General features: G+C 66.3%; 22 protein-coding genes and 1 rRNA gene. 3 read left to right on the top strand and 20 right to left on the bottom strand.

Annotated elements, in window-relative coordinates; genetic code table 11:
• Positions 1 to 3: 3 nt before the first annotated feature.
• A complete protein-coding gene (gene glsA, locus AC1X6S_RS00115) occupies positions 4 to 1,017 on the top strand; it encodes a glutaminase A (protein WP_483403817.1) in 1,014 nt (337 codons plus the stop codon).
• Between the two features lie 54 nt (positions 1,018 to 1,071).
• On the opposite strand, the gene AC1X6S_RS00110 is transcribed toward glsA, so the two are convergent.
• Positions 1,072 to 1,515, bottom strand: a complete 444-nt coding sequence (locus AC1X6S_RS00110; RefSeq protein ID WP_483403816.1) for a sigma-70 family RNA polymerase sigma factor family protein — start codon at positions 1,513 to 1,515, stop codon at positions 1,072 to 1,074.
• 182 nt (positions 1,516 to 1,697) lie between these two features.
• Between AC1X6S_RS00110 and AC1X6S_RS00105 the strand changes: the two genes are divergently transcribed.
• Positions 1,698 to 2,294 carry a GNAT family N-acetyltransferase gene (locus tag AC1X6S_RS00105; protein ID WP_483403815.1) on the top strand — a complete coding sequence of 199 codons (597 nt, stop codon included), beginning with the start codon at positions 1,698 to 1,700 and terminating at the stop codon, positions 2,292 to 2,294.
• A 5-nt stretch (positions 2,295 to 2,299) separates the two neighbouring features.
• On the opposite strand, the gene AC1X6S_RS00100 is transcribed toward AC1X6S_RS00105, so the two are convergent.
• The 18 genes from AC1X6S_RS00100 to AC1X6S_RS00015 form a co-directional block, all read right to left on the bottom strand.
• Positions 2,300 to 3,259 (bottom strand): nucleoside hydrolase, encoded by a 960-nt coding sequence (locus AC1X6S_RS00100; RefSeq protein WP_483403814.1) that lies wholly within the window; start codon positions 3,257 to 3,259, stop codon positions 2,300 to 2,302.
• 613 nt (positions 3,260 to 3,872) lie between these two features.
• Entirely contained in the window at positions 3,873 to 4,772 is a 900-nt protein-coding gene (locus AC1X6S_RS00095; RefSeq protein WP_483403813.1) for an NUDIX domain-containing protein, read from the bottom strand.
• Positions 4,773 to 4,809: 37 nt separating this feature from the next.
• Positions 4,810 to 6,324 carry a ribosome biogenesis GTPase Der gene (gene der, locus AC1X6S_RS00090; RefSeq protein ID WP_483403812.1) on the bottom strand — a complete coding sequence of 505 codons (1,515 nt, stop codon included), beginning with the start codon at positions 6,322 to 6,324 and terminating at the stop codon, positions 4,810 to 4,812.
• Positions 6,325 to 6,369: 45 nt separating this feature from the next.
• Entirely contained in the window at positions 6,370 to 7,038 is a 669-nt protein-coding gene (cmk, locus tag AC1X6S_RS00085) for a (d)CMP kinase (RefSeq protein ID WP_483403811.1), read from the bottom strand.
• Between the two features lie 2 nt (positions 7,039 to 7,040).
• On the bottom strand, positions 7,041 to 8,126 hold the full coding sequence (locus AC1X6S_RS00080; protein WP_483403810.1) for a prephenate dehydrogenase: 1,086 nt from the start codon (positions 8,124 to 8,126) through the stop codon (positions 7,041 to 7,043).
• Between the two features lie 14 nt (positions 8,127 to 8,140).
• Positions 8,141 to 8,935, bottom strand: coding sequence for a pseudouridine synthase (locus AC1X6S_RS00075; protein ID WP_483404951.1), 795 nt, complete (start codon positions 8,933 to 8,935; stop codon positions 8,141 to 8,143).
• Between the two features lie 88 nt (positions 8,936 to 9,023).
• Complete coding sequence (gene scpB / locus AC1X6S_RS00070; protein ID WP_483403809.1) at positions 9,024 to 9,686, bottom strand: SMC-Scp complex subunit ScpB; 663 nt, start codon at positions 9,684 to 9,686, stop codon at positions 9,024 to 9,026.
• Complete coding sequence (locus AC1X6S_RS00065) at positions 9,676 to 10,518, bottom strand: segregation and condensation protein A (RefSeq protein WP_483403808.1); 843 nt, start codon at positions 10,516 to 10,518, stop codon at positions 9,676 to 9,678. The genes scpB and AC1X6S_RS00065 overlap by 11 nt, the downstream gene beginning before the upstream one ends.
• A complete protein-coding gene (locus AC1X6S_RS00060) occupies positions 10,502 to 11,386 on the bottom strand; it encodes a ParA family protein (protein WP_483403807.1) in 885 nt (294 codons plus the stop codon). Before AC1X6S_RS00060 ends, AC1X6S_RS00065 begins: the two co-directional genes overlap by 17 nt.
• Positions 11,387 to 11,620: 234 nt before the next feature.
• Complete coding sequence (gene xerD / locus AC1X6S_RS00055; RefSeq protein ID WP_483403806.1) at positions 11,621 to 12,526, bottom strand: site-specific tyrosine recombinase XerD; 906 nt, start codon at positions 12,524 to 12,526, stop codon at positions 11,621 to 11,623.
• A 1-nt stretch (position 12,527) separates the two neighbouring features.
• A complete protein-coding gene (locus AC1X6S_RS00050) occupies positions 12,528 to 13,097 on the bottom strand; it encodes an NUDIX domain-containing protein (protein WP_483404950.1) in 570 nt (189 codons plus the stop codon).
• A 133-nt stretch (positions 13,098 to 13,230) separates the two neighbouring features.
• A complete protein-coding gene (locus AC1X6S_RS00045; RefSeq protein WP_483404949.1) occupies positions 13,231 to 14,916 on the bottom strand; it encodes a CTP synthase in 1,686 nt (561 codons plus the stop codon).
• Positions 14,917 to 14,925: 9 nt separating this feature from the next.
• The gene (gene recN, locus AC1X6S_RS00040) at positions 14,926 to 16,644 is read right to left on the bottom strand and encodes a DNA repair protein RecN (RefSeq protein WP_483403805.1); all 1,719 of its coding nucleotides are present in this window, start codon (positions 16,642 to 16,644) and stop codon (positions 14,926 to 14,928) included.
• Positions 16,637 to 17,554, bottom strand: coding sequence for an NAD kinase (locus AC1X6S_RS00035; RefSeq protein WP_483403804.1), 918 nt, complete (start codon positions 17,552 to 17,554; stop codon positions 16,637 to 16,639). Before AC1X6S_RS00035 ends, recN begins: the two co-directional genes overlap by 8 nt.
• A 5-nt stretch (positions 17,555 to 17,559) precedes the next feature.
• On the bottom strand, positions 17,560 to 18,408 hold the full coding sequence (locus AC1X6S_RS00030; RefSeq protein ID WP_483403803.1) for a TlyA family RNA methyltransferase: 849 nt from the start codon (positions 18,406 to 18,408) through the stop codon (positions 17,560 to 17,562).
• Positions 18,405 to 18,569, bottom strand: coding sequence for a hypothetical protein (locus tag AC1X6S_RS00025; RefSeq protein ID WP_162924917.1), 165 nt, complete (start codon positions 18,567 to 18,569; stop codon positions 18,405 to 18,407). The genes AC1X6S_RS00030 and AC1X6S_RS00025 overlap by 4 nt, the downstream gene beginning before the upstream one ends.
• Before the next feature lie 22 nt (positions 18,570 to 18,591).
• Entirely contained in the window at positions 18,592 to 19,620 is a 1,029-nt protein-coding gene (locus AC1X6S_RS00020) for an HAD-IIA family hydrolase (RefSeq protein WP_483403802.1), read from the bottom strand.
• Positions 19,592 to 20,623, bottom strand: coding sequence for a hypothetical protein (locus AC1X6S_RS00015; RefSeq protein ID WP_483403801.1), 1,032 nt, complete (start codon positions 20,621 to 20,623; stop codon positions 19,592 to 19,594). The genes AC1X6S_RS00020 and AC1X6S_RS00015 overlap by 29 nt, the downstream gene beginning before the upstream one ends.
• Between AC1X6S_RS00015 and AC1X6S_RS00010 the strand changes: the two genes are divergently transcribed.
• A complete protein-coding gene (locus AC1X6S_RS00010) occupies positions 20,609 to 21,310 on the top strand; it encodes a hypothetical protein (protein ID WP_483403800.1) in 702 nt (233 codons plus the stop codon). The genes AC1X6S_RS00015 and AC1X6S_RS00010 overlap by 15 nt on opposite strands.
• A 332-nt stretch (positions 21,311 to 21,642) precedes the next feature.
• Here AC1X6S_RS00010 and rrf read toward each other — a convergent pair.
• Positions 21,643 to 21,758 (bottom strand): 5S ribosomal RNA (gene rrf, locus AC1X6S_RS00005).

Below are 21,758 nucleotides of genomic sequence, written 5' to 3'. Positions count from 1 at the left end.
GAGATGGATCTGGATGTCAGCGCAGTACCGTACACGGTTGCCACGGGCGCACCGCCAAGCAGTGACGACGTCGCCGAGGCGATTCACGTCGCCTATGACCGAAGCCTGGACCTCACCGACGGCACGGTCGCCGACTACATCCCCGAACTCGCCGACACCTCCCCCGATCTCTTCGGCATCTGTGTGGCAGAGGTGGACGGCACGGTGCAGGGCGTCGGCGACGTCGATCACCCGTTCACCATCCAGTCGATCTCCAAAGCCTTCGTGTGGGCTCTGGTGTGTGAGGAGATCGGTGACGAGAAACTGATCGACCTCATCGGTGTCAATAACACCGGCCTGGCATTCGATTCGGTGATGTCGCTTGAACTCAACGACGGCCACCCCATGAATCCGATGGGCAACGCCGGTGCGCTGGCCACCACCGCGCTCGTTCCCGGTGACAGCCCGGACGAGCAGTGGGAGTTCATCCGGAAAGGGCTCAGCGGGTTCGCCGGGAAGGACCTCGAGCTCGACGAGGCCGTGTACCGCTCGGAGTCAGCGTCCAACCAGCGCAACCAGGGCATTGCCCGGCTGCTGGAGAGTTACGGGCGCATCGGGTCGAACCCGCTCGACGTCGTCGATGTCTACACGAAGCAGTGCTCGGTCCTCGTCACCGCGACCGATATCGCCGTTATGGGTGCGACCCTCGCCGATGGCGGCATCAACCCGGTTACCGGCGAGCGTGTGGTGTCTGAAACCGTCTGCCACGACACCCTCGCGGTGCTCGCCGCGAGCGGGCTCTATCAGAACTCGGGTGAGTGGCTGTTCCGAATCGGGCTGCCAGGCAAATCCGGAGTCACCGGTGGAATTGTCACCATCGCACCAGGGAAGGCAGGAATCGCAACCTTCTCGCCTCGACTCGACGATGCCGGAAACAGCGTTCGTGGGCAACGTGCCACCGCGTATCTCAGCCGGAGGCTCGGGTTCGATCTCTTCGCTTCCCGTCCCCACAACACCTCCGGCGACAGTCCCCGCTGAGTCAGACTCCTGTCGCCGGAGCGGGCGTGACGGGCACCAGCAGCGTGCGTTCGATCAGACGGTGTTCCAGTGCCGAAGCATCAGAGGGTGCAACCGAATCCACATGACGCTGACGAGCCGCCCATTGAAGTCGATCGAGATCGTGGCAGCCGTCCCATCGTCTCGGGTCAGGAAGAGTCCGGCCTGGCCGTTCACCGAGCGCTCGAGAAGGCGTCGCCCCGGTTGTGCCCGCATTCCGAGGAGAAGCAGCGCGATCGCGTCGTAGCGTCCACCGATCACTCTCATGGAGCGGCCCTCAACCCGACCATCATCGACAACGACAGCGACGGTCGGTTCGAGAAGGGATTCGAGACGACCGGCGTCCCCGTCCTCGAGCGCGTGGCGCAGATTCCGCACCGCCCGATAGTGCACCGGTCGCGCGAGCCATTCCCACGCTGCCGCCCACGGTCCCGGTGCCGGGTGGTCGGGCGATGCTCTTCTCGTTGCGGTAACTGACATGGCGTTGCCCAGCTCGGCGTGTATGACGCTGCCGATCTCCTTTCGGCCTTTCGCGAATCCGCGCGAGCGGAATTGCAAGCTAAGACCCGACAGGAAGCAGTTTTCTGACTCCTGCCGGTTCATTGCCGTGCCGGTCCGCCGAACCATGGACCGGTGTCCTTTATACGCTTTAGCATGCTGGCATGGAAGACAATCCGGACATCAGGGTGATTTCGGCAACGGATGCCCCGTGGCACGACGTGCAGGCGGTCTTCGGAACACGCGGAGATCCGTCGAGCTGCTGGTGCCAGTACTTCAAGATGGACAACGCCGAGTGGAAGACCGCGAGCCGGGAGACTTGCGAGCCACTGCTCAAACGGCAGGCGCGGGAACTGGATCCGCCGCCGGGACTCATTGCGTACCAGGGCGACGCCCCGGTCGGTTGGTGCGCCGTCGAGCCGCGTCAGAACTACCCGAGGCTCAGCCGGGGAAAGGTCGTCCAGGCGAGCACGGAGCCTCCCGACGACCCGACCGTCTGGGCCGTGACCTGTTTCGTCGTGCGGGTCGGTTTCCGGAAGAGAGGCATCGCCACCGCTCTTCTTGCCGCAGCGGCCGGGCACGCTCAGGCACGCGGCGCGCGGGTGCTCGAGGGCTACCCGGTCGACCCGGCCGCACGGGACAAGGTGTCGTCAGCCGAGCTCTACTACGGTGTCGTGTCGCAGTTCGCTGCGAACGGTTTCACCGAGGTCGCGAGGCCGACGCCGTCCCGCGCGCTCATGCGACTCGAGCTGGCGACCTGACGGGGTCAGCCGACGAGACCGAGCGTCTCGAGGAACAGCGCCGCGTATCGCGGTGCGTCGACGTCGAGAGCCACCTCGATGACCGACCAGTCCCCGGCTCCCCCGTAGATCACGTCTTCACCCGAGTACCGCCGCCGGTCGACCACGGTCTGTCCGCGGCCATAGCCGGCGAGCTCGACCCGCACCGGTCGCCGCTCCACCCGCAAAGACTCGGGTTCGACGAGGGCACAGAGCGCCCCGGCATCGCCGATCAGCCCGGTGTATACGAGGCTGCTGTCTTCGCTGAGCGCCACCCGGTTGCCGAGCAGCGCACCAACGACCGCCCCGAGCGGCGAGCCGACCGTCGCGAGGGCTGCGGCGGCATCCTCGGCCACAGTCACCTGGTTGAACACGTCGAGGCCGTACATGAAGATCGGGATACCGGAGCCGAGCACGATCGCGGCGGCTTCGGGATCGTGCCACACATTGAACTCAGCGAGGGCGGTCGCATTGCCGACGCTCGCCGAGCCACCCATGAACACGATCCGCTTGATCTTGTCGATGACCTCGGGGTGGGTGCGCAGGAGCAGTGCAAGGTTGGTCTGGGGCGCGAGTGCGACGAGTGTCAGTGGCTCGTCGCTGTCGGCCAGCGTGCGGCGCATGAGTTCGACCGCGCTCACCGATTCGAGCACACGTGACGTTTCGGGCAGCACGAGGCCGCCGAGCCCGTCCTCGCCGTGGACGTGGGTTGCCGCACGGCTGGGCGCCAGCAACGGGCGAACCGCACCGGCCGCGACCGGGATCGGCGGGGCGCCAGCGGCGTCAAGAATACGCAGGGTGTTCTCGACGACCTGCGCGAGCGGCGCGTTGCCTGCCACGCACGTGATGGCACGAACGTCGATTGACGGATGCTTGACGGCAAAGATCAGGGCGAGGGCGTCATCGACGCCCGTGTCGACGTCGAGGAGAATCGGGAGTGTGCGCATCCGACCAGCTTAGAAGCTGCGTGCGATGCCGCGGATGCCGCCGGTGCCGCTGAGCGAGCCCAACCGCCCACCGCCGTGCAGGCAATCGCACGGTTATCAGGACCAATGTCAAGAAACCGTCCTGATAAACGCCCTCTTTCCTGTTAACCGTGCGACCGCTCTCGTGCCTCAGCCGGTGCCGCCGGTGCCGCTGAGCGAGCCCAACCGCCCACCGCCGTGCAGGCAATCGAAAGGTTATCAGGACCAACCTCGCGTGACCGTCCTGCTAAACGCCCTCTTTCCTGTTAACCGTGCGTCCGATCTGCTGGCTCAGCCGGTGAGGCCTCGAGCACCCGTCTGCCTGGAAGCCCCGAGATAAGGAAATAACGCCCAGACAAGGACAGAAACGGCCCGCGCGTCCTTATCTGGCGCCGATGTCCTTATCTGGCACCGAAGGCTTAGCCGGCGCGGGCCTCAAGCAGGTCGCGCAGCGAGACATTGACGGACGACTCGAGCAGGTCTTGCACCCCGACCCCCGGACACCCCGAGATAAGGAAAAAGCACCCAGACAAGGACAGAAAGCAGCCGCGCGTCCTTATCTGGCGCCGATGTCCTTATCTGGCGGCGAACCGACTTACCCGGCCGCCGCGTCGAGCAGGTCGCGCAGCCAGCCGGCGCCGCGGGTGGTCGCGCCGAGCGCCTCGACCCGTTCACGCAGTCCTCGATCGCTCGTGACGACGGTGACGGATGCCCCTGGCTCGGCGGCCAGTCGCGCCACCTCGTCGACGATCCGCGAGTCGCCGTCGGCCGATGCCCGCACCACCTCGAGTCTGTCCGTCGCGTCCAGAACAGCATCGTTCGCCCGGCCTTCCAGCACAGCGACGATCTCCGGCCACCAGTGGGACTGGGGCAGTCCGAGCTCGGCGGCCGGCACACCGGACGAAGCGAGCCCGACGAGCTGCCGTCCCAGCCGTTCCGCGGCGCCGGCGCGGTCGTTCCACCAGCCATCCGGGCGCGAGCCAACCACGTTCGCCATATCGACGACGATCACAGGGCGGAAGCCAATGTCGTCGCGCAGTCGTGGCCACGCCGCCGCGAACCCCGGATGGAGCGGGAGCTCATCGACCTCGTCGAGCGCGACCCATCGCAACTCGATACTCTCCGGGTCGGCGATCTGCGGGTCAAACCGGGCAACGGCGTCAGCCACCACAGTGACGTACGACCACACCCCGAGGTCTAGGGTCATCGAGAAACGTGGCCGAACGGCATCCGTCGGCACAGCAGCCTCTTCGCTCGCCTCACGGATCGCACCGTCGACGGCGTTCTCGCCCTCGTGGCGCGCACCGCCTGGCAGCCCCCAGGTGCCGCCGAAGTGGCTCCACAGCGCCCGGTGCTGCAGCAATATTCCGCGTTCGGCATCCACAACGAGAAGCCCGGATGCGCCAAAACGGCCCCAGTATTTGGAGCCGTCTTCGGCGTGCACCCAGGCGTCGCCGGGGTTACGCGGGTGCGGCGGCGGGAACTCGTGGGTCACAGTTCAGCTTCTCACGAGTTCCGCCGCGGCAATCGGATTATGTCCTTTTGCGCTTCTCACGAACACGCATGTTGACGTTGATCGGGCTGCCTTCGAATCCATAGATCTCGCGGAGACGACGCTGGATGTAGCGACGGTAACCCGGGTCGAGGAAGCCCGTGGTGAAGAGCACGAATGTCGGCGGGCGGCTCGAAGCCTGGGTGCCGAACAGGATGCGCGGCTGCTTGCCACCGCGAACGGGGTGCGGGTGCTCGGCGGTGAGTTCGGCGAGGAACGCGTTGAACTTGCCGGTGGGGAGGCGGGTGTCCCACGACTGCAGTGCGAGTTCGAGCGCCGGGACGAGCTTCTCCATGTGGCGGCCGGTGCGGGCGGAGATATTGACGCGAGGAGCCCAGGCCACGTGGGCCAGGTCCTGCTCGATCTCACGCTCGAGGTAGCGGCGACGTTCGTCGTCGAGGAGGTCCCACTTGTTGAACGCGAGCACGAGCGCGCGGCCCGACTCGAGAACGAGGTCGATGATGCGAACGTCCTGCTCGCTGATCGGCTCGGAGACGTCGAGCATGACGACGGCAACTTCGGCCTTCTCCAGCGCGGCGCTCGTGCGGAGCGTGGCGTAGAAGTCGGCGCCCTGCTGCAGGTGAACACGACGACGGATGCCTGCGGTGTCGACGAAACGCCACACCTTGCCACCGATTTCGACCTGCTCATCGACCGGGTCGCGGGTGGTTCCGGCGAGTTCGTTGACGACGACGCGCTCTTCGCCGGCGGCCTTGTTCAGCAGGCTGGACTTGCCGACGTTCGGGCGACCGAGGATAGCGACGCGACGGGGTCCGCCGACCTCTTCCTTGGCGACTGCCGAAACCTCGGGCAGCTTGGTCATGATGAGGTCGAGCAGATCAGCAACACCACGGCCGTGGAGCGCGGAGACCGGGTACGGCTCGCCGAGGCCGAGCGACCACAGCGATGCAGCGTTCGGCTCCTGGCGCACATCGTCGACCTTGTTGGCGACGAGGAACACGGGCTTGTTGATCTTCCGCAGCATGCGAACGACCTGCTCGTCGGTGGCTGTTGCCCCGACGTTGGCGTCGACGACGAAGAGAACGGCGTCGGACAGGTCGATAGCAACCTCTGCCTGGGCGGCGACGGACGCGTCGATGCCCTTCGCGTCTGGCTCCCAGCCGCCGGTGTCGACGAGGGTGAACTGGCGTTCGTTCCACTCGGCCTTGTACTTGACGCGGTCGCGCGTGACACCGGGGGTGTCTTCGACGACGGCTTCACGACGGCCGAGGATGCGGTTCACGAGCGCGGACTTGCCGACGTTCGGGCGACCGACGATCGCGAGCACCGGCAACGCCGGGAGGTACCGAATGGCATCCGGGTCGTCGGTGGCGGCACCGAGGATGTCGAGGTCGTCGTCGGCGAGGTCGTAGTCGTCGAGACCGGTGCGGAGCGCCTCAGCCCGACGGGTCGCGAGCTCCTCGTCGATGTCGCTCATTCGTTCGGCGAGTCGGTCGTCTGTCTCTGTGGTGTCTTCGTCAAAGGCGTCAGCCATGGTTGTCTCTCTCTGCGATCGTGCCACGCGGTTGGGCGGATCGATCTACTTTTCTTGCGAGGTGCGAATCACGTCGAGTACAGCATCGACGGTTTCGTCAAAGTTCAGGTTGGTGGAATCGACGGTGACAACGCCATCCGCTGCTGTCATGAAGTCGACGACGCGCGAATCCGCGCGATCACGCTTCTGCAACGCAATTGCAACGTCGGAAGCCGACTCAGTCGCAAGTTCTGCAGTGCGTCTTGACATTCTAGCCTCTTCACTGGCTGTGAGCAGAATGCGCGCTGTGGCATCCGGGGCAACGACCGTCGTAATGTCCCGCCCCTCGACAATAATTCCGGGCTTATCGGTGTCGCGAATGATGCTGCGGAACAGGTCCGTGAGGTGCGACCTCACCTCAGGAACGCGCGCGATGGCGCTGACAGCCGCCGACACGCGCGGTTCACGGATGCTCTCGGTCACGTCGGTCTCGCCGACGCGCACGACGTAGCCGTCAGGGTCGGTGCCGATCGAGTAGTCGAAGCTCGCGAGCGAGGCGATCACCGCGGCTCCCTGCTCCGGGTCCGCGTTCGAATCGAGAACGTGCCAGGCCAGGGCACGGTACGCCGCACCGGTATCGAGGAAGGCGAAGCCGAGGCGCTTTGCGGCTGCCTTCGACACACTCGACTTTCCGCTTCCGGCTGGGCCATCGACGGCTACTACTGTTTTCGTCACTCTTACGTGCTCGCAATCCGCCAGCCGCGCGCCTCGAGGTCATCGATGGCGCGCTGCTGAACCTCGGGAAGAACCGCGATCTCGGCGAGGCCGATCTGAGCACCTGGTGAGTGCTCGAGTCGCAGGTCTTCCATGTTCACTCCGATGTCACCGAGTTCGGTGAGGAGCTTTCCCAACTGGCCTGGGGTGTCGTCGACCATGACGACGATGGTTTCGAAGCGCCGGTCCTGGCCGTGCTTTCCGGGGAGCCGCGCAACGCCTGAGTTGCCCTGGGCAATGGCGTCCGCGACGGTTCGCCGCGCGCCCGCCGCATCGGGGTCACGAAGCGCGTCGGTAACCCGGGCAAGATCGGCGGCGAACGCGTCGAGCACCTCGACGACCGGCGCGGCGTTCGAGGCGAGGATCTGTACCCAGAGTTCGGGAGCACTCGACGCGATGCGCACGGTGTCGCGGAGGCCCTGCCCGGTGAGGCGAACGGCGGAGTCCGGCGCGTGCACGAGTTGCTTGGCCAGCACGCTCGCGACGAGCTGCGGCACGTGCGACACGAGGCCGACCGAACTGTCGTGCTCCTCCGGCGTCATCTCGATCGGGCTCGCACCGAGATCGAGCGCGAGGTCTTCAACGAGCGCGAGCGCCTCCGGCGGGGTCTCCTCATCGCGGCAGATCACCCACGGCCTGCCAAGGAAGAGGTCGGCGCGGGCGGAGATCGCTCCCCCGCGCTCACGTCCGGCGAGCGGGTGCGACCCGATGTACCGCGTGAGGTCCACGCCGCGGTTCACCAGCGCGAGGTACGGCTCGAGCTTGACGCTCGCCACATCCGTCACCACTGCGGTTGGGAACCGAGCGAGCTCAGCCTCGATCACGTCCGCCGTGACATCCGGCGGCACGCTCACGACGATGAGCCGGGGCTCGTCATCGGGGCGCTCGGCCCGGCCTGCACCGTAGTCGACGGCGAGCCTCAGCTGCGCCGGCGACGCGTCGGCGAGGATCACGTCGACGCCCGTTGCACGGAGGGCGAGGCCGATGCTCGCGCCGAGCAGGCCAGCGCCGACAATGCGGACCTGGCCGGTCAGCCGGGGCGGGGACATGCTCACAGTGTGCTCTATTCGGACGATTCGGATGCCGCAGCGGCGCGAGCAGCATCACGCTCGGCGTCTCGCTCGGCCTTGTCGAGCTTGGTCACCTCTCGCGAGATGGTCAGGAGCTCACCGAGTTCAACTTTAGTCAGTTCGCGGGTTTCACCGGGGCGAAGGGTGCCGAGCGAAACGGGACCGAACTGGCGGCGCACAAGCTCAAGAACCGGGTGACCGATCGCAGCGAGCATCCGTCGCACAATGCGGTTCTTGCCCGAGTGCAGCGTGAGCTCGACGAGGCTGCTGTCGCCCGTGCTCTGGCCGGCGAGAAGTCGCGCCTTGTCCGCGGCGATGACGCCGTCCTCGAGTTCGACACCGCGCATGAGCGTTGCGATGTCCTGGGCGGTAACCCGGCCGGACACCTTGGCGATGTAGGTCTTGAGCACGCCGAAGGACGGGTGGGCGAGCATGTGCGCCAGGTCGCCGTCGTTGGTGAGGATCAGCAAACCACTGGTCTCGGCGTCGAGGCGACCGACGTTGAACAGTCGCTCCTCATAGCCGGTCGTGTACTGGGTGAGGTCAGCGCGACCGCGCTCGTCGGCCATGGTGCTGACGACGCCGACCGGCTTGTTCAGCACGATGTAGCGCTTCGTGGTGTCGAGCTGGACCGGGACATTGTTGACCTCGACGAGGTCGTTCTCGGGGTCGATCCGTCGCCCGAGTTCGCGCACGACGGTGCCGTTGACGCGGACGCGGCCCTCGACGATGTACTGCTCGGAGACGCGGCGGGATGCCACGCCGGCAGCGGCGAGGACCTTCTGCAGGCGAACGCCCTCCGGCTCGAACGGGTCGAAGCGTGGCTTCTCGGCCTGTTCGGCGTCGTGGGACTGGAAGTCCTCGTTTGGGGTGTTGTTATCGGAAGTCACTGTCGAATCCTTCGGTGCCATCGGCGAGCAGGGGTGAAATGGGGGGCAGTTCGTCGATCGAGTTGATGCCGAGCTGTTGCAGCAGAACGTCGGTGGTGCCGTAATTGATGGCGCCGGTCTCACTGTCGGTGAACAGTTCGGTGATGAGTCCACGGCCAGCGAGGGTCCGAACGACCGAGTCAACGTTGACGGCACGGATCGACGCGATCGCGCCGCGGGTGATCGGTTGCTTGTACGCGATCACCGCGAGCGTCTCGAGAGCCGCCTGAGATAGTTTGCTTGGGTTTTCGCTCGCGACGAAATCGGTGACAGCGGTATCGAACTCGCTGCGCACGTAGATGCGCCAGCCGCCGCCGACCTCGCGCAGTTCAAAACCCCGCCGCACTGAACCGTCGACGCCATCGTAGTCAGCGACGAGTCGCTCGATCGCGGCGTGCACGACCTTCACCGGCCTGCGGAGAGCCGTCGCGAGGCTCACGAGGCTCTGCGGCTCGTCCGCGATCATCAGGATGGCTTCGAGCGCCCGTTCAACGTCGGCGATGGGCGGAGCCGCAGCGGTGACGTCAGCGGCATCCGGTGCCTGGCTGTCGTCAGCGGGAGCGTCGGCTTCACGAATGCCCGCGTCCATGGCGCCTGTCTCAATTGTCATAGTCTGCTCCCAGGTTGGCCAGGGTCTCCTCGGTGAAGTTCTCGGCGGTCCACTTGAGCGTCAGCTCGCCGAGCGGCTCCAGCTGCTCGAAGCTCAGCGCAGCACGCCGATACAGCTCGAGGACGGCGAGGAACCGGGCGATGATGACGCCCTTCGCATCCGCACCGGCGATGATCTGCCGGAACGTCATCGGTTCGCCGTGCTTGAGCATCGCGACGACGTGGGCCGCCTGCTCCCTGATGCTCACGAGCGGCGCGTGCAGGTGGTCGAGGCCGACGACGGGAATCTCCCGCGGGGTGAGCGCGAGGGTTGCCAGCGCCGCAAAGTCGTCGAGGGTGACGGTCCACACCAGCTCGGGTTTGCGCTGCCGGAACTTCTCCTCGAGCCGCACCGAGCGGGCGTGGCGAAGCGTCTCCTTCTCGAATTTTCCCGAGAACCAGGCGGATGCTTCCTTGAAGGCGCGGTACTGCAGAAGCCTGGCGAAGAGGAGGTCGCGGGCCTCGAGCAGCGCGACGTCTTCGGCGTCGACCAGTTCGCCCTGCGGGAGAAGGCCGGCGATCTTGAGGTCGAGCAGGGTCGCTGCGACCACGAGGAACTCGCTGGCCTGGTCCATCTCCTCGGCGGAGTCGAGGCCGCGCAGGTAGCTGATGAACTCGTCGGTCACGCGAGACAGCGAGATCTCGGTGATGTCGAGCTCGTGCTTCGTAATCAGCGACAGCAGGAGGTCGAACGGTCCCTCGAAGTTGCCGAGGGCGACCTGGAAGCCGACGGGCCCATCCACCCTTTCGGGCACACCGGTTGCCGCTCGAGCGGTGTCAGGCGACAGCGCCACGCGCAACCAGCTCCCTGGCGAGCTGGCGGTAGGCCTTGGCCGACGCATGCTCAGGAGCGAACTCGGTGATGGGGCTGCCTGCAACGCTGGCGTCGGGGAACTTGACCGTGCGACCGATGACGGTTTCGAGCACGTCGTCACCGAACGCGTCGACGACGCGCTCGAGCACCTCACGTGAGTGCAGGGTCCGCGAGTCGAACATCGTGGCGAGGATGCCGTCAAGCTCGATGGCGGGGTTCAGCCGGTCCTTGACCTTCTCGATCGTTTCGATGAGCAGCGCCACCCCACGGAGCGCGAAGAACTCGCACTCGAGCGGGATCAGCACGCCGTGGCTCGCCGTGAGGGCGTTGACGGTGAGCAGACCGAGCGAGGGCTGGCAGTCGATGAGGATGACGTCGTAGTGCGGCGTCAGCTTGCGCAGCACCCGAGCGAGGATCTGCTCGCGAGCCACCTCGTTGACGAGGTGGACTTCCGCCGCGGACAGGTCGATGTTCGCGGGGATGAGGTCAAGGCCGTCGACCGACGTCTGCTGGATGGCATCCAGCGGATCGTGCTTGTTGCTCAGCAGGAGGTCGTAGATCGTGACGGCGTCGTGCGTGTTGACGCCGAGGCCGGCGGACAGCGCACCCTGCGGGTCGAAGTCGATGCAGAGCACGCGGCGACCGTAGTCGGCGAGGGCGGCACCCAGGCTGATGGTCGTCGTCGTTTTGCCGACGCCGCCCTTCTGGTTGCAGAGCGAGATGATGCGGGCGGGGCCGTGACTCTTGAGCGGTGCTGGTACGGCGAACTCGGAAAGGGTCCGACCCGTCGGGCCCTTCTTTGCGATCGGTGTCTCCACCGAGAAGAGCTCTTCGTTTGTTTTGGCCACCTGGCTTGCCCCGCTCCTCGCGTTTTCGTGTCGTGCTGCGGTATTGATTGTATCCGCCAGCTCTGGATCGGCGGTGCGCCCACGCAGAGAGCCGCGGTTCTCGCCCTGCCGCGGGCCAGCGCCGCACGCACCCGGCGCACGGACGCGGCCCGAGAACATCACTTGCGGTCGAGCCCACCAGTTGCGCCTGATGCTCTCGACCGGAAGTGATGCTCTCGCCGGGCCAGCGACCGCTCAGCGGGCTCGCGGATGCGCCGTCGTGTACATGTCGCGGAGCGTGTCCGCCGTCACGAGCGTGTAGATCTGGGTCGTCGCCACCGACGAGTGCCCGAGCAGCTCCTGCACGACCCGCACGTCAGCTCCGCCCTGCAGCAGGTGGGTCGCGAACGAGTGCCTGAGCGTGTGCGGCGACACGTGCGCCGCGAGCCCCGCCCGTTCGGCGGCGGCCCGGATGATCAGCCACGCGTTCTGCCGGGACACCCGCTGCCCGCGCAACCCCAGGAACAGCGCGGGTGTCGCGACACCGCGCACCGAAAAGACAGGTCGTGCCCGCACGAGGTACGTGTCGAGCGCTGCCCTGGCATATGACCCGACCGGAACGATCCGCTCCTTGTTGCCCTTGCCCGTCAACCGCACGATGTCCTCGTCGAACACGTCGTCGACGTTGAGCGAGACCACCTCTGACACGCGCGCGCCCGTCGCATAGAGGAACTCGAGCAGGGCGCGGTCCCTGAGCGACTGCGGGTCGTCGCCGGATGCCGCGTCAAGCAGCGCGGTGACCTGGTCGACCGTGAGCGCCTTCGGCAACCGGCTCGGGAGCTTCGGCGGCTTGACCTCCCGGGCGACGTCGACCTCCACGGCGCCCTCGTCGAGGAGGAACCGGTGCAGGCCCCTCACCGACGACAGCACGCGTGCCAGCGACGACGCGGTCAACGGCGAGTCCTCGCGCGTGGCAAGGTCGCGGAGGAACTCCGTGACGTGTTCGCGCTTCACGTCGGCGATTCCGGGAACGGTTCGCGACGCCAGCCACTCGACGTACATCGTCAGGTCGCGGCGGTACGCGGCTACGGTGTTCGCCGACAGCCCTCGCTCAATCGAAACGTGACGCAGGTACTGGTCGAGGTCACGCGTGAGTGACACGTCAGCTCGCCGACGAAGATCCGAGCTTCGGATGCCGTGTCCACGGCTCATCAGCGTCGCCGAGCGTCTCCCAGTCGCGTTGCTCAGCCGCAGCGGCGGCGAGCACGGCGATCGAGAGCGACGGGTTCTGAATGCGCCGCTCGAGCACCGCTGTGACGAGTTCGTCGAGCGGGGCCCAGCGCAGTTCGATGTCTGCCTCTTCGTCGGTGCGCTCAAACGCCTCAGGCGTCGCCGTGAGACCCCGGGCAAGGTACACCCGGATCACTTCGTCGCTGCCACCCGGTGAGGTCGCGAACTCGGCGAGCACACTCCAGTCACGCGCCTCGATGTCGACTTCCTCGGCGAGCTCGCGCTTCGCGGCGACGAGTGGGTCCTCCCCCTCGACATCGAGAAGACCGGCAGGGATCTCCCACTCACGCAGGCGGACCGGATGCCGGTACTGCTTGATCAGCAGCACCCGATCGTTCTCGTCCATGGCGAAGACGGCAACAGCGCCGGTGTGATCCAGGTACTCCCTGGTGATGTCCTGACCGTTGTAGTCGAAGACGTCGCGGCGAACGCCCCACACCATGCCGTCGAAAACGAGCTCGCTCGAGCGAACCTCGACCTCGGTGGGCTCGTCTTCGAGCGGGCCCACCTCAGCGCTCGAGGCAGCCCCGATTCCGAGCCCGGGGCTGGACGCGGACTCCGCGCCCTGGCCGGACTCAGGCACCGGCGACCTCGAACAGCAGGCTGGCCTGCTGACGCTCGAGAGCGGCGCCGATCAGGCCACGGAACAGCGGGTGGGCGTGGGTCGGACGTGACCGAAGCTCGGGGTGAGCCTGGGTGCCAACGTAGAACGGGTGCTCCTCGCGATCGAGTTCGACGAACTCGACCAGCTGGCCGTCGGGGCTCGTCCCCGAGAACACGAGGCCGGCATCCGCGATCTGCTGGCGGTAACGGTTGTTGACCTCGTAACGGTGACGGTGACGCTCGGAGATCTCGGTCGAGCCGTACAGCTCGGCGGTGATCGAACCCTCGTCGAGTGTTGCCGGGTACGAACCGAGGCGCATGGTTCCACCGAGGTCTCCCCCGGCGATGATCTCGACCTGCTCAGCCATCGTCGCGATGACCGGGAACTCGGTGTCGGGGTCGAACTCGCTCGAGCTCGCACCGGCGAGACCGGCTTCATTGCGCGCATACTCGATCACCATGCACTGGAGGCCGAGGCACAGTCCGAGCGTCGGGATCTTGTTGTCGCGGGCGAACTTGAGTGCCCCGAGCTTTCCTTCGATGCCACGGATGCCGAATCCTCCGGGAATGCAGATTCCGTCGAGGTCACTGAGCGCCTTGGCAGCACCCTCGGGGGTTTCGCATTCGTCAGACGGGATCCACTGCAGCTTGACCTTGGACTCGTGGGCGAACCCGCCGGCCCGAAGCGCTTCGGTGACCGAGAGGTAGGCGTCCGGCAGGTCGATGTACTTGCCGACGAGCCCGATGGTGACCTCGTGCTTGGGTTCGTGGACGGCCTTGAGCACCGGTGACCACGCTGACCAGTCCACCTCGCCCGCCTCGAGTCCGAGGAGGTCGATGATGTAGGCGTCGAGCCCCTGGTCGTTGAGAACCTTCGGGATGTCGTAGATGCTGGGCACGTCGACACAGTTGACGACGGCTGCCTCATCGACGTCGCACATCAGCGCGATCTTTCGCTTGTTCGACTCGGAGACGGGGCGGTCGCTGCGGAGAACGAGCGCGTCGGGCTGGATACCGATCGACCGGAGCGCCGCGACTGAGTGCTGCGTCGGCTTGGTCTTCTGCTCACCGGAGGCGTTCATGTACGGCACGAGCGAGACGTGCACGAAGAAGACATTCTTGCGACCGAGCTCGTGACGCACCTGGCGCGCGGCCTCGATAAACGGCTGCGACTCGATGTCGCCGACGGTTCCGCCGACCTCCGTGATGATCACGTCAGGCTTGGGATCGTTGGACGCCTGCAGACGCATCCGGCGCTTGATCTCGTCGGTGATGTGCGGGATGACCTGCACGGTGTCACCGAGGTACTCACCGCGGCGCTCGCGCGCGATGACCGTCGAGTAGATCTGGCCGGTGGTGACGTTCGCCGCCTGGCTCAGGTTGATGTCGAGGAAGCGCTCGTAGTGACCGATGTCGAGGTCGGTCTCTGTGCCGTCGTCAGTGACGAAGACTTCGCCGTGCTGGAACGGGTTCATCGTTCCAGGATCGACGTTCAGGTATGGGTCGAGTTTCTGCATGACGACACGCAGTCCCCGAGCTGTGAGCAGGTTGCCCAGGCTTGCCGCCGTGAGTCCCTTGCCCAACGAAGAAACGACACCACCGGTCACAAAAATGTGTTTGGTCGTGTCGTTCGAAAGGTCCGCGTCTGTAATGTTCACCACGGGCTTCTATCCTACCATGTGAGTTGCTGACCGAGCGAGCGTCAGGAGCTCCTCAGCGTGGGCGAGTCCGGATTCACTGTCGGCGAGTCCGGAGAGCAGTCGTGCCATCTCCGCGGTCCGTTCCTCTCCCGTGAGCTGTCGAACACTGGATGCCGTGACCGTACCGTCGGAATCCTTCACGACCGCGAGGTGGTTGTTGGCAAAGGCGGCAACCTGGGCGAGGTGGGTCACCGCGATGACCTGCGCGGTCTCGGCCAGCCGGGCGAGTCGCCGGCCGATCTCGATCGCCGCCGCTCCCCCGACGCCCGCGTCGACCTCGTCGAAGACGAACGTCGGCACCGGATCGGTCCCGGCGATGACGACCTCGATCGCGAGCATGACGCGCGACAGCTCTCCACCTGACGCCCCCTTCGCCAGGGCGCGCGGCTCGGCGCCGGCGTGGGGCCTCAGCAGGAACTGCACGTTGTCACGGCCGGAGAACGTCAGTTCGTCGTTCGTGGTGACCTCGATAACGAGCGTCGCGTCGGGCATGGCGAGAGCCGAGAGTTCGTCCGAGACCGCGGATGCCAGTCGTTCGGCGGCATCACCGCGCACCTCGCTCAGGCGCGTCGCCAGGGTGTCGACGAGTGCGGCATCCGCTTCGACGACGGCGTCAAGCTCTTCGATCCTGTCGGTGTCGCTGTCGAGTTCGAGCAGCCTGGCGTTGCCATTCTCGAGAACCGCGAGCACGTCGTCGAAGCCGGGACCGTACTTGCGCATGAGGATGCTCAGTTCGTTCCGTCGGTCCTGCACGATCTCCAGTTCCCTGGCACCGTCGGCGTCGAGGCCGGCGAGGTAACGCGACAGCTCGAGTGCCACCTCCGACAGCTGGTAGCTCGCACTCGCGACCTGCTCTGCCAGCGTGCCGAGCTCAGCGTCGTACGACGCCACCCGTTCGAGTTGCCTGCGGGCCGAGTCGAGCAGCACGACAACATCGGGGCCATCGGATTCTTCGGCGGAGATGGCTTCGCGTGCACTCGCCGCAGCGATACGGAGATCCTCGAGGTTGGTGAGCTTCTCGGCGCGAACGGCAAGCTCGTCGTCTTCGCCGGGCTGCGGTGCGACCGCTTCGATCTCCGCGATGATCTCGCGAAGCTCAGCGGCTTCGGCGCTCCGCGCGTCGCGCTCACGGACCAGCCTGTCGCGTTCGGTCACGTTCTCGAGGTATCGCGAGTAGACGGTCCGGTAGTCGTTCAGGGTGGTGGTCAGCTCGGCGCCGGCAAATCGATCGAGGGCATCGCGCTGCGCCGACTGCGATCGCAGCCTCACCTGGTCCGACTGACCGTGCACGACGACGAGTTGCTCGCCGAGCTCGGCGAGCACGCCGACCGGCGCACTACGCCCGCCGACCTGCGCGCGGCTGCGGCCCTCGGCCGAGATCGAGCGCCCAAGCGTGAGCTCGGCCTGCGACTCGCCGAACGGGTCGACGCCGCCGCCCGCCTCGGCCACTCGATCGGCGACGGCACCGTCGGCCGGAATCACCCACCGTCCATCGACACTGGCCTGGCCGCTGCCCTGACGGATGACGCCGGAATCTGCACGCCCGCCCAGAAGAAGGCCGAGAGCGGTGACGACCATGGTCTTGCCTGCGCCGGTTTCACCGGTGATGGCCGTGAAGCCGCGGCCGAGCGGGAGCGACGCCTCAGCGATGACCCCGAGGTCGCGGATGCCGATTTCCTCAATCATTGCCGTCTGGTCCCCTCCAGCCCGTGACGGGCAGGTGGAATTTCTTCACCAGCCGGTCGGTGAACGGGCTCTGGTGCAGGCGCGCGAGACGCACCGGGACCGGTGAGCGACGAACGATAACGCGGGCGCCCGGTTCAAGATCGTGAGTTCGGCGTCCGTCGCACCACAGGACGCCCGTCGCGCTCGTGCGCTGGAGCACCTCGACGGCGAGCGACGAATCTGGTCCGACGACGAGAGGGCGCGCAAAGAGGGCGTGAGCACTCAACGGAACGAGCATCATCGCTTCCACTGTCGGCCAGACGACGGGACCACCGGCGGAGAAACCATACGCTGTCGACCCTGTGGGCGTCGACACCACGACGCCATCACAACCGAAGGAGGAGAGCGGCCGGCCGTCGACTTCGATGACGACCTCGAGCATCCGCTCTCTGCTGCCCTTCTCGACCGTCGCTTCGTTGAGCGCCCAGCTCTCCCAGACGACGTCGTCGCCCACCTTGACCCGGACGCTCAGCGCCAGTCGCTCTTCGACGAGGTAATCGCCCGCGATAACGCGGTGGACAGCATCCGCGAGGTCGTCTCTCTCGCTCTCGGCGAGGAATCCGACGTGTCCGAGGTTGACACCGAGCAGCGGTGCCGCGAACCCGCGAACCAGTTCGGCCGCGCGCAGGATGGTGCCGTCGCCGCCGAGCACGATCACGAGCTCGAGTTCTTCTCCCGAGACGTCCTCACCGAGGATCGCGACGTTCTCGAACACCGCACCCGCTGCCCGGAGCTCGTCGCGTTCGACGCGCGCGAGCACGGGGTGCGCTCCAGACTCCTGCAGTTGCCGAATGACCTGGGTCGCGGCGTCGACCGAGTCTTTTCTGCCCGTGTGGGAGACCACAAGGATGAATCTGTGTTCAGAATTCATCCGGGTCACGCTCCAGCTATCTCGGTTATCGTCGTCAACCATTCTGTCGGATTGCGTGCGGTATCGCTTGGGCCCTTGACATCGGTTCCGACCGGGCGGAACCAGGCCAGGTATTCGCGGTTGCCGTGACCGCCGACGATGGGCGACTCGATGAGGCCGGCTGTTCCGAGTCCCAGATCCCAGGCGTGCCAGAGCACTGTCGCTATGGCGTCCTGTCTGAGCCCGTCGTTACGGACGATGCCCTCGCGGATGCCGCCGCGCCCCACTTCGAATTGCGGCTTGATCAAGAGGATGAAGTCGCTGGCAGGCGCCACCGATCTCTGGAGAGGCCCAAGGACATGGGTGAGTGAAATGAAGGACAGGTCGCCGACGACGAGGTCGGGGCGCTCTGACTGGCCGGATGCCCATGCGAGGTTTTCCGGCGTGAGCTCGCGGACGTTGAACCCCTCGATCACACTCACCCGCTCGTCGCGGGCGATCTCCGGTGCGAGCTGCCCGTGTCCGACATCGAGCGCGATCACGTGGCGTGCTCCGCGTTCGAGCAGCACCTGGGTGAATCCGCCCGTTGAGGCGCCGGCATCGAGCGCGAGCCGCCCGGTGGGGTCGACTCCGAAGGCGTCGAGCGCTCCGAGGAGCTTGTGCGCTCCTCGGCTGACGTAATGGTCGGCCCCGGCGACGCTGAGTTCAGAACTCGCGCGTACCTTGGCTGCGGGCTTGACCACAGCGCGGCCATCGACGGTGACGAGGCCGTCGGCGATGAGCCGAGCGGCAAGGGTGCGCGACCGCGCGAAACCCCGGGCAACCAGGGCTGCATCGAGGCGCTGGGGGCCGTCGGTTGGATCCGGGTCGGTCAACCCGCGGCCCTCGACGGCATCCTGTCGCCGCCCTCGAGCTGCGCGCGCAGCTCCTCGTGCAGCTGGGCATACGCCTCTGCACGGGCCTCGAGCGGTTGATCTTCGATCAGCTTGAGCCGCGGGACGAGTGCATCGTCACTGGACTGGGTGTCATCGCTCACGGGACCTACGTTACCCGCGACCTCAGGAATAGAGGTGCTCCGGCACGTTGAAGCCGTAGATCGCCCGGCCAGATGCCCAGATGGCGGCACATGCGGCGCGAAGGAGATCGATGCGACTCGCGCCCTCACGGACCACGACGACATCGTTTCCGACGATTCGCACCACGGCGTCGCCGACGGTCGCCTCGGAGTTGTCGCGCGACATCCGCGTAACCGGGTATCCCTCGTGCAGCTGGCGAAGGTCGTCGACGATGTAGGTCGGCCGCGAGTGCTTATCGGCGGCGAGCACGTGCTTCGCCTTGTCGACCCCGGTCAGCACGAGCACGGATGGAATCCCCGCTCGGTTTGCGCCGAGAATGTCGGTGTCCAGGCGATCACCGATGAACAGCGGGCTGGTCGATCCGAACCGGATCTTTGCCTCATCGAAGATGGGCGTCTCCGGCTTGCCCGCGACCGTGGCCAGCCGGCCAACCGCCGTGTGGACGGCCGAGACCAGAGTGCCGTTTCCCGGCGCGATGCCGCGCGCCTGAGGGATCGTCCAGTCGGTGTTCGTCGCGATCCACGGGATCTCGACACCATCTTCACGCGGGTGAAGCGCGAAGGCGGCCTCCGCGAGGTCGGTCCAGCTGACGTGCGGCGCGAATCCCTGCAGGACCGCAGCGGGCGCGTCATCCGCCGACCGCGTGACGGTGTATCCGCCCTTTTCGAGTTCGGAAACGAGACCCTCTCCCCCGACAACGAGGACCGTCGAACCGGCCGGTACGTGCTCGCCAAGCAGACGAACCGCGGCCTGTGGACTCGTGACGACGTCACTCGGTGCGACGTGCAACCCGAGTTGTGTCAGGTGTTCGGCAACCGAGGCGTCGGTGCGCGATGCATTGTTGGTGATGTAGCCAACGCGGATGCTCTCGGCCACCTTGTTGAGGCTTTCGACAGCATGCGGAATCGCGTTCGGCCCCGCGTACACAACACCGTCAAGGTCTGCGAGCACAACATCGACGCCGTCGAGCGGCGTCGACGCCTTACTTTTCCGGCTGAGCAGCGGACTCATCCGGCTCAACTCCCGTGACGTCGTTGGTGTCGGTTGCGGTGTCGGTTGCTCCCGAATCCGCTGCGTCGACGTCGATCTCGTCAGCACTGGACTCGTCGTCGGTGGCATCCGCGTCGACCAGGGTCGTGGACGCATCATCCAACTCGTCAGCGTCAGCGTCAGCGTCAGCGTCATCCGCGACATCGTCGAACGCCCCAGCGGCAACAGCGCTGGCCAGGTCCGTCGAGTCGTCGACCGCGATCGGGATACCCTCGGGCTCGGACACTTCGGCGTCGTCGTCGTCTGTCTCCTCGAGAATCTCAAAGATCTCGATGGTCTCGAGTTCGTTGTCTCCCCGCTGTTCGGCGATCGCCGCTCCGGCGACTTCGGCGCGCTTTCGCCACAGGGCGGCCTCCTCGCCGCGACCGAGCTCTTCGAGCACCTCGGCCTCAGCTGCGAACAGCTCGGGGCTCCACTCGAATGCCCTGTCTGGGTTGAGCTCGGGGATCTGCAGTTCAGCAAGCGCGAGTTCCGGCTGGCCGAGGTCAAGCCGGGCGCCGGACATCGCGATGGCGAGAGCCACACGAACCGGTGAGGCAAGGCTCGCCCTGTCGACGCTCCGGCCGAGTTCGAGCGCACGCTCGGGACGGCCGACGCCGCGTTCGCTGTCGACCATCAGCGGGACCTGGTCGTTCGACCCTGTGATCCGGCGGTGTGTACGGAGCTCGCGAAGCGCCAGGGCGTAGTCGCCCGTCTCGTACGCCGTGATCGCGAGGGTCTCGCGGACGACGCCGATGCGTCCGGCACGACGTGCAGCGGAAAGAGCGTGCTGGTGCGCGAGTTCCGGGTCTTCCTCGATGAGCATCGCAGCCATCGCCAGGTGACGGGCAACGCGCTCAGCGTTGTCTGCGGTCAGTGTCTTGAGCTCGTTGCGGGCAATCCGATCGAGGTCGTTTGCAGTCACTGAGTCGGGCAGGTCGGGGTCGTAGTGTTCCGAGCGCACCATGCGGTGCTCGCGCTGCATGCGCTGCTCATCGGTCATCTCGTCTTCGACCTGGCTTGCCTCCCTGTCGCCGCGGGCAGGGGCTCCGCCACGGGTCCAGAGCTTCTCGTCGCGGTCGCGACCGCCACGGGGGCGATCCTCGCGCGGACGATCGGGCCGGGCACCGCGTGGCTTGTCACCGTACGACGGACGATCCCCACGAGGCTTATCGCCATAGGACGGACGGTCACCGCGCGGCTTGTCACCGTAGGACGGACGATCCCCACGAGGCTTATCGCCATAGGACGGACGGTCACCGCGTGGCTTTTCACCGTAGGACGGACGATCCCCACGAGGCTTATCACCGTACGAGGGACGATCTCCACGAGGCTTATCTCCGTACGAGGGACGGTCGGAACGAGCCCGATCCCCCGATGCGGGACGGTCACCGCGCGGCTTGTCACCGTAGGACGGACGATCCCCGCGAGGCTTATCACCGTAGGGACGCTCGGTACGCGGTCGATCACCGGAAGCCGGTCGGTCACCGCGGGGCTTGTCTCCGTAGGAAGGACGCTCTCCGCGAGGACGCTCGTCACGGCCGGCGCTCGAGCGCGGACGCTCGGTGCGGTCAGAACCCGCACCATATCGTGGACGCTCGCTGCCTCCGGTGCGCGGACGTTCCGTTCGATCCGACCCGGCTCCGTAACGCGGACGCTCGCTGCCCTCTGAACGCGGACGATCCGTCCGATCAGAGCCGGCACCGTAACGCGGACGCTCGCTTCCGCCGGTGCGGGGGCGATCTGAGCCGCCGCCGTACGACGGACGGTCACCGCTGGGGCGACCGGAGCCCGCACGGTCTGTGCGGGGGCGGGAGTCGCCTCGGCCGGAGTCGTTGGACCGACGATTCTCGCCAGATTGGCGGTCGTTCGGTCCGCGATCGGGGCGCCTGGCGCCCGAATTGTCCGCAGAATCCGGCATGAAGTACTCCCTATTATGTTGAAAAAACTGTGTTAAAACGCAAAATGGCCACCCGCACTTGGGTGGCCATTTTACTAAGTTAAGTCCGGCGGTGTCCTACTCTCCCACAGGGTCCCCCCTGCAGTACCATCGGCGCAAAGAGTCTTAGCTTCCGGGTTCGGAATGTGACCGGGCGTTTCCCTCTTGCTATGGCCGCCGA

It is taken from the genome of Mycetocola sp. Y442 (assembly GCF_056898615.1).
This window is presented reverse-complemented; position numbering and strand designations above follow the sequence as displayed.